The following is a 9820-nucleotide window of genomic DNA, read 5'->3' as shown; positions in this document are numbered from 1 at the left end:
TATCGACTATAGTTAATGCATAAGCATTAATAAGAAACCCAAGCTTAGGCTTGGGTTTTTTTATGTCTGCGATTTGATAATTAAAAATGACGTAATGTTATATTACGGCCTCTACCCCCTCAGGGAGCAATACATTTTATTTCTGCGTATAGGTCAGGTTGATACGGTCTTGGCTCCGTAGGTAGCTTTTCAAAGCGTTGTATTCCGTTTTTGAGGGTTAATTGGGGAACTAAATGGTTACATAAATGTCTACTGTGTCTAAGTAGAAAGACACTTTGTCGAGTAAATGCTTCATAGCTATCAGCAATGATCCGAATTGCAAACTTGTTATCGTTGTATTGTACTTGTCTGTAATGTACTTGATGGTCGAAGTCGTATAGCTTTTCTATTTCACCAAATTGTGCTGGTGCATGATGGCAGCCAGCGAGAGAAAACACTAAGGGAATACTCAGTAGTTTAAGTGAGAAGGGATAATTGATTGGCGACATAAATTTCCTTAAGAGCAGACCAATTTTCAGCATAACATATGGAGACAATTTAGGTGTTTAAACACATAAAAAAACTACTCACAGAGTTTTCAGTACAGCCTACAGAGACGCCTTCGATAGACTTTAATACGGCATTAGCAGCACTTATGGTCGAAGTGATGCGTTCCGATGGGAAAGTGTTAGCGGTGGAGCTCAAACAAATCGAGGCGTTATTGGTAGAACGGTGTGAATTAGATCGTACACAAGTAGATGCTTTGATTAAAACAGCACAGCTTTTAGTTGAGCAAGCAATTGATTTATATTTATTTATTAAGCAGGTTAATAATAATACCGATGATGTTGAGCGAATAGAAATTGTGCAATTACTGTGGTACGTGGCGTATGCAGATGGCAATATTGATAGCTATGAAGAGCATACGATACGGAAAATATCAGGATTAATGTACGTTACGCATGCTGATTTTATCGCGGCCAAGCTAGCCGCGTCAGCTTAAGTGTGGCTTTGGGTATCAATGTGCGAGTTCTGACTTGCATGACTGCACAACTTCTTTAAGCATAAAATTAACCAGTGTTGGGCTTATTTGGTACATTTTGGCAATGTCTTTTTGTTTCATTTTACCGCTTCGGTAAAAGCTCACTACATTTTGATGTCGAGTCGACAGTTTATTAATTGTCCTGTTAACTTGTTGAGAGACTTGGCGCTGTAAATAGCACTTTTCAATATTGGAATTATCATCATTGAATTGTTCTGTCTGAACGCATTCAATATCGACCCAAGCTTCCCTTGTTTGTTTTCTTAACATATCAATCGCAATATTACGGGCGACTTGATATGCATAACTGGTTGAGTTTTTTACTTGGAAGTTCTGATTTTCTGACATGCCAGAAAGGCGGATAAAGGTATCTTGTAAAGCATCTTCAGCGAGGTAAGGGCAGCGAAGAATATTACTTAAGTAGGCCAGTAATTTTGCTTGATTATCAGCGATAACTTGCGACCACTTATTTGCGAACTGCGACACGAAATACTCCTTATTAATTCCAAAAATCGAAACGGTACTAATAATGCAAATGATTATCAGTTGTGTATTATTTATAAATTTTTACCTTTGTCAATGGTCATAGAGATAAAGTTACAAATAGGTGGGTATTTTGCATCAGCATATTTGTGCTTAGGATCATCAGGCACGATGATTTCATCATGTTTGGATAATGTTTTTTGTTTTGTTAAGGAAAATAATGAAAGTACGTCGACTAATGTGGTCACTGGGTATCATTTTACCCATTTCACTTCAGGTAAATGCACAAAGCGGTGAGTCTCATCATTCTGAAAATAAAAGTGAAAAATGGGATTCTGTGATCATAAAACGCAGTCAATATGGTATGGCACATATTGAGGCTAATGATTTATTCGGGTTAGCATATGGTAACGCCTATGCACAAGCTCAAGACCATAGTTGTATTTTAGCGGATGGTTACTTGCGCGTTCAGGCTCAACGTGCGCAATATTTAGGCGCACATAGTCAATCAGGTGATAATCGCCACGTATTATCTGATTTTGGATATCGTATTTTAGATATTCGTGGCCGAACCGAGCGAGCATACTCTTCGTTATCCTCTAATACGAAACAATTGGCTGAGGGATTTGCTGCAGGTTATAACGCATTTTTGAGCGCAGTTGATGCTGGTGACGAGGTACTGGGACAAGACTGTAAAGGTGCCGACTGGGTTAAACCAATTGAAGCCGTCGATGTCGTTGCAGGAATACTTAATTTAGGGGTGCAAAGCAGTTCAGTGAGGATGTTACCTGCCTTCGTGAAAGCACACCCATTAGAAGGAGATGAATGGCGGCCAACACTCGCACTGCAAAAAAACCTCATAACTTGGCATATCGATAATTATGAGCCACTTGATTTGGAGACCCCACTTCAAACACAAGGCTCAAATGGTTGGGCTCTAGGTAAAAATAAAACGGAGAATGGCAAAGGAATTGTGTTGGCTAACCCGCACTTTCCCTTTAATGGTAACTTTAGGTTTTGGGCTAACCATGCAAAGATAAAAGATGAGCTCAATGTGATGGGGGCTTCAATCATTGGTTTCCCAGGGCCTGTCAATATTGGTTTTAATCAAAATCTGGCTTGGACACACACCTATTCGTCAGCATCCCATGCGGTTATGTACCGCTTATCACTTAAACCTGGTGATAGGTTGAGCTATCAGTTAGATGGTCAATGGCACCCGATCCAGCAGCGTGATATAGAGATTAAAGTTAAAACGAACACTGGCATGCAAAAACTCAGCAAAACGATATTCTACACCGATGTTGGTGTGATCATGGAAGATGAGCGTCGTTTTCCATGGGATGACGAGTTTGTCTACGTAATAAAAGATGCCAATCTCGATAGTTTTGACTCGGTTGATCATTGGTTAGCAATGAATAAAGCATCGAATATGGCGGAGTTTAAAGAAACGTTTAGTACATTTGACGGCATGATGTTTAATAATACCTTAGTTGCGGATAATGAGGGTGATACATTTTATGTTGATGATTCCAATGTCCCGTTACTCTCTGAACAAGCGATTAGCTTTTTAGAAACGGATCCTACGAGTGCGCATATTTTTGCTAGTACAGGCATCGCATTATTACCGGGTAATAACAGCGAGTTTATTTTTCAAGATGAAATTGAATTTACTGATGCACCCCAGTTACAGCGTAGTGATTACGTACAAAACTCGAATGATTCATATTGGTTAACTAATGCGCTGCACCCTATCGCTGAAAACTCCCCATTGTATGGTAAATTTGCCACTGTACAATCTTTGCGCACACGCCACAGTATTAATATGTTATCAGCTCGCTCAGGGCGAGATAATAAATTTAGCGTCGCTGAAGTTGAACGCGCATTGCTAGACAACAGTACTTTTGCAGAACGCTTTAAACGTGACTTAGTAACGTTATGTACGACTTTTTCAGCGCAAGAGCTCGTCGGAGTATCACGCAAAGAGTTCGTGATTGAAGAGGTGTGCCATGCCGTTACACAGTGGGATGGCCAGTTTAATCGCGATTCAAAAGCGGCACATCTGATCAATGAATTTATGTTCTTATTAGATTTTGAACGCGATTTTAATGTTAAGTTTGATGCTGAATACCCAGTAACGACACCGCGCGGGCTTGCTGTTAATGCCGAACTGCTCAAGCTGTTGATAACAGCAGCTGATATTGTTAAGCAATCAGGTTATCCCTTGAATGCTAAGTGGGGAGAGGTGCAATATTTACAAAAAGCAGATCAAAGGATCAGCTGGCCTGGTGCAACACATAATGTCGGCGGGTTTAATATTTATGCTCCTAGCAATAATATGGATATGACCACCTTTGCAAAAGCGGTAAAACCAGCAGTGCTTAACCCATTAACGGGTCAAGAAACATGGTCAGGATTGAATAAAGAGGGGATCGAAGTTCATTTCGGCTCAAGTTGGATGATGGTTGTGGGGTTTGATAATTACGGACCTCAAGCGCGCGGGTTATTGAGCTTTTCTCAATCCACTTTGGCAAGTTCTTCGCACTTTGCGGATCAAAGTTATATTTACAGTGAGCAGCAGAAATTAGTTGATTTGCCTTATACCCCTGAAGCGTTAGCGAAACAATTAAAGAGTGAAATTAAGCTAAAAATTAAAAAAGACTAAAAATCTTTCATTGTCGAGCGTCACAAAGCCATTAGTCGCAAATGATTTTTAGGAAATACGATGAGTTTTGACAACGAAAATGGCATTTTTAAAGTACTGATTAATCAAGAAGAGCAGTATTCGCTTTGGCCCAGCTATAAAAGTGTGCCCGGTGGTTGGAAAGATGTCGGCATCGAAGGAAGTAAGGACACATGCTTGACGTATATAAACGAAAAATGGACCGATATGCGTCCAGCTAGTCTACGTGAAGCAATGGCCAAGTAAAGTCAAAGGAGTAATGATACAGCACGCATGATATTCGTATTCTGTGTCTGTATCACTATTCCTTAAGACACAATGTTTTGTATTCAAATCTAGTACACCCCTGCCAATAACATAGCCAGTTTATTTTCTAATGGAGTCTGAGATGTCAGCCATTACCATCATGGATTATTTAGCTCAGCATGCTGAGCAAACCCCCGATCGCGTTGCGCTTATTTGTGTTGACCGTAAGCAACGAACTTCTTGGACATATCATGCGTTATATCAACGGAGTATTTGGTTAGCTAGCCATATTAAAAAGCAAGCAAAACCCGGAGATCGTGCATTAATATTAATGGACTCTGGTATTGACTACGTTTCTAGCTTTTTTGCGTGTCAGTATATAGGCGTGACCGCGATACCCAGTTTTCCGCCAGAATCGACAAAAGAGCAGCACATTGCTCGAACAGTGGGTATTGCTGAAGACTCTCAAGCTGCAGTAGTGTTAACGACGGCGCGTTTTAGTAATACAGTGCAAACCATGGTAGAACAAACGCGCGATAGTACCATGTTAGTGGTTGATACATTGGATGAATCGGTAGCTCTGGTTGATAAGTACGATGCCTGCGAAAATGATATTGCATTTTTACAGTACACCTCAGGTTCAACGGCTAAACCGAAAGGTGTGATGGTAAGTCATCGCAATTTAATAGCCAATGAGCGAGCACTTGCTGAAGCTGTTAAGGCGTCTGTAGAAGATGTAACTGTGAGTTGGCTGCCATTATTTCATGACATGGGTTTGATTGGGGGTTTACTACAGCCTTTATTTACGGGTTATTTATTGGTGTTGGCATCCCCGCGTTACTTTATGGAAAAACCGGTGCGGTGGTTAGAATTAATGAGCGAGTATAACGGCACTGTCTCGGGTGGGCCTGACTTTGCTTTTCGGTTATGTTTGGAGCGTATTAAGGATAAGCAAAGAGCTGCACTAGATTTATCCAGCTGGCGGGTGGCATTCTCAGGTGCTGAGCCTATTAGGCATGACACGTTGAATGATTTTGCTGATAAATTTAGCGCTAATGGCTTTAAAAGAGAGGCCTTATATCCTTGTTATGGTTTGGCGGAAGGGACGCTATTAGTGACGGGGAGTAAAGCGGGCTCTGGAGCTAAAATACATGCATTTTGTAATGAGTCATTAAGCCAAGGCAAGGCAAGTCAAGTGCAAGCGCAAGATAGTCGTAATAATGGTGAATATAGTCACCAAGTAAGTTGTGGTGTTACGCCATCTCAGCATTATCTAAGGATCACTTGCCCTACGACATTGGCTGAATTACCTGCAGGGGACATTGGCGAGATCTGGGTCGCGGGCCCAAGTATTGCTGTCGGTTATTGGCAAAATGATCAAGCAACTAACGAAACATTTGTGACCCGTGATAATCACCGCTGGCTTAGAACGGGAGACGTGGGTTACCTGTATGACGGTCAGTTATATATCTCAGGTCGACAAAAAGATTTAATTATCAGCAATGGCCACAATATTTATCCGCAAGATATTGAACGCAGTATTGAAGCTGGCTTGAGCTTTGTCCGCAAAGGACGGGTGTCGGCTTTTCCTGTGCCAAGTGCAGAGCACGGAGAGGGTATTGGTTTAGCCATAGAAACCAGCAATAAGTTTCGGGACGATATGCCCGCTGAGCAGGTGGCGTTGGTCGTGAGAGACTATGTGATTGAGCACTTTGGGCAAAGTCCTGAATTAGTTCTATTACTTGACCAAGGGGCTTTACCTAAAACATCCAGTGGTAAGTTGCAGCGCAGTGCCTGTTTAAAACTATACGGCCTTAACAAGCTCGCAAGTTATGGTGATTTCAACCGTGATGCACTTGCTCAATTACACAGTGTGCAAGAGACCGATAATAGCCACTGGGGTGAGCTGGAAACAACACTAGCCACGATATGGCAATCAGCCCTTAATTACCCTGTACGTCATGATGCAGCTGATTTTTTTGCACTGGGTGGAAGCTCGATTAAAGCGGTACAACTATTGGCGAAAGTGGAAGCCGAGTTCTCGTGTCATATTGGGCCTACTAGCTTATTTAAAGCGCACACTTTTGGCCAATTCTGTGCCTTACTGAAAAGTACCCTAGAGAACACGAAAACACAGCAAAAGATAGTGCCTCAGCACTGTCTCAGCAGTGAGTTGAGCGCTCAGCAATTGCGCCAGTTATTCCTGTGGCAATTACAGCCGCAAAGTAATGCATACCATATCGGTGCTCAGATAGTACTCAGAGGCAAGCTCTCAAAGCAATGGTTACAGCAAGCGTGTGAACAGGTTTTATCAGATCATGCGATTTTACGTCATCGTTATTATAAAAATGATCAAGGGCTATGGCGTCAAACGGCAACGGAGCAAAGTTTAGACTGGCAGTATGTAGATTTAAGCGCTGAGCAGAATATTGTAGCACAAGCAGATAGTTGGATAACTGCCTTGAACAGTAAAGCGTTTGCCCTTGAAAAAGGAGAAAACTTCCGTGTTGGATTGGTGCAGTGCGCAGATGAGGAATATATCTGGGTAATGAGCATGCACCATATTGCATCAGATGCGTGGACATTTGATTTACTGATACGTGCGGTAAGTGCACACTATCAGCGGTTGGCTCAAGGCCAAGCATTAGACAATCAACTGTCTGAAATTGAGTATGGTGATTATGCTCTGTGGCAACAGCAGTGGTTGGCGACTGAACAAGCACAGCAGCAATTAGCCTATTGGCAGAACGCGCTGACCTTACCTGCCGATGAATTGCTTTTTGAGCCTCAGCACCCACGACAAGTCGACATGGCGCCATTGGCTACCTCAACATTGCACTTAGATTATCAACAAGTTGAAGGTTTACAGAAGCTAGCACATCAACACAGCGCCAGTTTATTCATGTTGTTATTAAGCAGCTTCCAAGCGCTGTGTTACCGTGTGGCCAATAAAGCGAAACCACGGGTCGCGATCCCAGTGGCTAATCGGCAAAATAGTCAAGTACATGGCTTAGCTGGCTTTTTCATAAATACCCAGTTGATAAATGCTGATATTGATGCCGCTGATAGTTTTAGTGACATCTTGGTTCAGTGTAAAAATTACACGTTGGCTGCACAAGACAATCAAGATTTCCCGTTTGAAAAATTAGTGGAAATCGTTAATCCGGAGCGCCATGTTGGTCAAACGCCTTTATTCCAAGTGATGTTCAATCATGTTGAGCATAATTTAGACATGCTCGATACCTTACCTGATGTGTCGCTTGTTGAGGTAGCCCCTTTAAAACATGAAGCGCAGTTTGATTTAAGTATTGATTCACGCTTATTTAATAATGGTCAATTGGCGCTTGAGTTGCAGTACAATGCGTCACTGTTTGATGCTGCATTTATTGAGCATTTGCAAAATGCATGGGCGAACCTACTTGCTCAGGTGGTGAGCAACCCAGAGCAAGCTATTGGTAACATAACACTGCTCAGTGATATAACTGATGTGCTTGAACACGGTCAAGGTGACGATATTACGGAACTGCCTAATCATTGGCTGATTCAGTTGAGTGAATATGCGGAGCAATATCCACAGCGCGCCGCTGTGATTTATAAAAATGAGCAATTCAGCTATGAATGGTTAGAGCAAACATCAAACAGGTTGGCACATGCCCTACTGGCTGAAAAGCTAGGGGAAAACCCAGTTGTGGGTGTGCTGTTGGAGCGTACCCCGCTGATGTTGGCCAGTGTATTAGCCTGTTTAAAAGCCAATATCGGCTATTTACCATTAGATGCCCAATTCCCCGCTGAAAAGTTAAACTATATGCTCAAAGACAGTGCATGCCGCGCGGTGATCAGCGATCTGGAGCAGACTGACATTGTCTTTTCTGGGCAATGGCTAGCACCTGTGCAGCTGCTAAATCAGCATTATAAAAAGATTAATATTCCTACGGTATCAAAGCACCCTGCATATATAGCCTATTTAAATTATACCTCGGGTTCGACAGGTCAAGCCAAAGGCGTGGTGATTGGTCATGATGCATTGGCACAGTATATCGAGTCTGCGAAACAGTTTATCTCGCTCAGTGAGCAAGATGTGGTGCTACAGTTTGCGACCGCTAATTTTGATGCGTTTGTCGAGCAAGTGTTCCCGACATGGTCTGCAGGTGGAGCCATTGTGTTAAGAGATAACGCGCTATGGGATGCAAAAACACTCTATGCACAGGCGCAGCGTCATAATATTACGGTGATGGATTTAAGTGCAGCTTATTGGCGCAGCATTGCCTCAAGTTGGGCGTATCATCATGAGCATATCGCGCCTATTTCTCTGCCTAAGCTAAGACAAGTTCACTCCGGTGGTGAAGCCATGTCTATCACTGCCATTGCTGACTGGCGACGTGCAGGGCTTGAGCATGTGCGCTTATTGAATACATATGGACCGACTGAAATCGTGGTGGAAGCAGCAATTTACGATTGCCAAGCTAACCCTCCTGTGGATGCGGTTCCGTTAGGTGAGCCATTACAGGGGCGCAAATTGTATGTGCTTGATCACAACCTTGAATTAGTCGCCGAAAAACAGATCGGTGAGCTATATGTTGGCGGTGAGATTATTGCGCGTGAATATTGGCGTCGCGCTGGACAAACGGCCAGTCAATTCATCGCAGATCCATTTAGTGCGAATGGTACGCGTATGTATGCGACGGGGGACTTAGTCAGCTGGGACAATGGCCAGTTACAGTACCATGGCCGTCGAGATCATCAAGTTAAAGTGCGCGGTTTTAGAGTCGAGTTAGGTGAAGTAGAGCAATGTTTAACGCAATTGCCGAATGTTGATGCTGCGGTGGTAGTGACGCAAATCAGTGAACACGGTATGGAGCTTATTGCTTATGTTCAATGCTCTGCGCAGACGTTACCCACTGGCGATACTATTAAACGCGCGCTGAGTGAGCAGTTACCGCATTACATGATCCCAAAACACATGGTGGTAATGGCGCAATTGCCAGTGAATACCAGCGGTAAGTTGGAAAGGCATAAGCTGCCAGCAATAACGTCAGAGCAGTCGGTGTCTCCATCTCAGGTTGAATTGGCAAGTAATGACGTTGAGCGCTTAATTAGCCAAATATGGCAACAGCACTTAAAGCAGGCTGACATTGACCGTCAAGCCAATTTCTTCGACATTGGTGGTCATTCGCTATTGCTTATGGCAGTGCATGAATCAATTCAAGCCCATTACCCGAACGTACAATTAACAGAGTTATTTACCTATCCAAGTATTGCTACATTGGCTGAACATTTATCTGGGTCGTCTGTCACGGCAAAGTCTCAGTCTAAACCATCAGCTAAGCAGCAAAAGAAAGGCATGAATGCATTGGCTGCTCGTCGTAAAAAATCAAGAGAATCATAAA

Annotated in this window: 7 protein-coding genes; 4 read left to right on the top strand and 3 right to left on the bottom strand. The window is 42.8% G+C overall.

All coding sequences use genetic code 11. The annotated features are described in order from the left end of the window. Positions 1 to 119: 119 nt before the first annotated feature. Positions 120 to 488, bottom strand: coding sequence for a hypothetical protein (locus CWC18_RS09410; protein ID WP_138675151.1), 369 nt, complete (start codon positions 486 to 488; stop codon positions 120 to 122). A 53-nt stretch (positions 489 to 541) separates the two neighbouring features. Between CWC18_RS09410 and CWC18_RS09405 the strand changes: the two genes are divergently transcribed. Beyond that, positions 542 to 982, top strand: coding sequence for a TerB family tellurite resistance protein (locus CWC18_RS09405; protein ID WP_138675150.1), 441 nt, complete (start codon positions 542 to 544; stop codon positions 980 to 982). A 15-nt stretch (positions 983 to 997) separates the two neighbouring features. On the opposite strand, the gene CWC18_RS09400 is transcribed toward CWC18_RS09405, so the two are convergent. Further along, entirely contained in the window at positions 998 to 1507 is a 510-nt protein-coding gene (locus CWC18_RS09400) for an RNA polymerase sigma factor (RefSeq protein ID WP_138591696.1), read from the bottom strand. A gap of 71 nt (positions 1508 to 1578) precedes the next feature. Beyond that, positions 1579 to 1752, bottom strand: a complete 174-nt coding sequence (locus CWC18_RS21005; protein ID WP_171041071.1) for a hypothetical protein — start codon at positions 1750 to 1752, stop codon at positions 1579 to 1581. On the opposite strand from CWC18_RS21005, the gene CWC18_RS09395 reads away from it, so the two are divergent. The 3 genes from CWC18_RS09395 (at position 1725) to CWC18_RS09385 (ending at position 9819) form a co-directional block, all read left to right on the top strand. After that, positions 1725 to 4169 carry a penicillin acylase family protein gene (locus tag CWC18_RS09395; RefSeq protein ID WP_171041070.1) on the top strand — a complete coding sequence of 815 codons (2445 nt, stop codon included), beginning with the start codon at positions 1725 to 1727 and terminating at the stop codon, positions 4167 to 4169. The genes CWC18_RS21005 and CWC18_RS09395 overlap by 28 nt on opposite strands. Before the next feature lie 60 nt (positions 4170 to 4229). Beyond that, positions 4230 to 4433 (top strand): MbtH family protein, encoded by a 204-nt coding sequence (locus tag CWC18_RS09390; RefSeq protein ID WP_119863486.1) that lies wholly within the window; start codon positions 4230 to 4232, stop codon positions 4431 to 4433. Between the two features lie 142 nt (positions 4434 to 4575). Further along, the gene (locus CWC18_RS09385) at positions 4576 to 9819 is read left to right on the top strand and encodes a non-ribosomal peptide synthetase (protein WP_138675148.1); all 5244 of its coding nucleotides are present in this window, start codon (positions 4576 to 4578) and stop codon (positions 9817 to 9819) included. Position 9820 lies beyond the last annotated feature (1 nt).

Origin of the sequence: Pseudoalteromonas aurantia, from assembly GCF_005886875.1 — a bacterium.
Taxonomy (GTDB): domain Bacteria; phylum Pseudomonadota; class Gammaproteobacteria; order Enterobacterales; family Alteromonadaceae; genus Pseudoalteromonas; species Pseudoalteromonas aurantia_A.
This window is presented reverse-complemented; position numbering and strand designations above follow the sequence as displayed.

Coding starts and splice junctions, on each gene's coding strand:
- CWC18_RS09395 (WP_171041070.1), top strand. CDS start 1,725: ATGAAAGTACGTCGACTAATGTGGTCACTGGGTATCATTTTACCCATT.
- CWC18_RS09410 (WP_138675151.1), bottom strand. CDS start 488: ATGTCGCCAATCAATTATCCCTTCTCACTTAAACTACTGAGTATTCCC.
- CWC18_RS09385 (WP_138675148.1), top strand. CDS start 4,576: ATGTCAGCCATTACCATCATGGATTATTTAGCTCAGCATGCTGAGCAA.
- CWC18_RS09390 (WP_119863486.1), top strand. CDS start 4,230: ATGAGTTTTGACAACGAAAATGGCATTTTTAAAGTACTGATTAATCAA.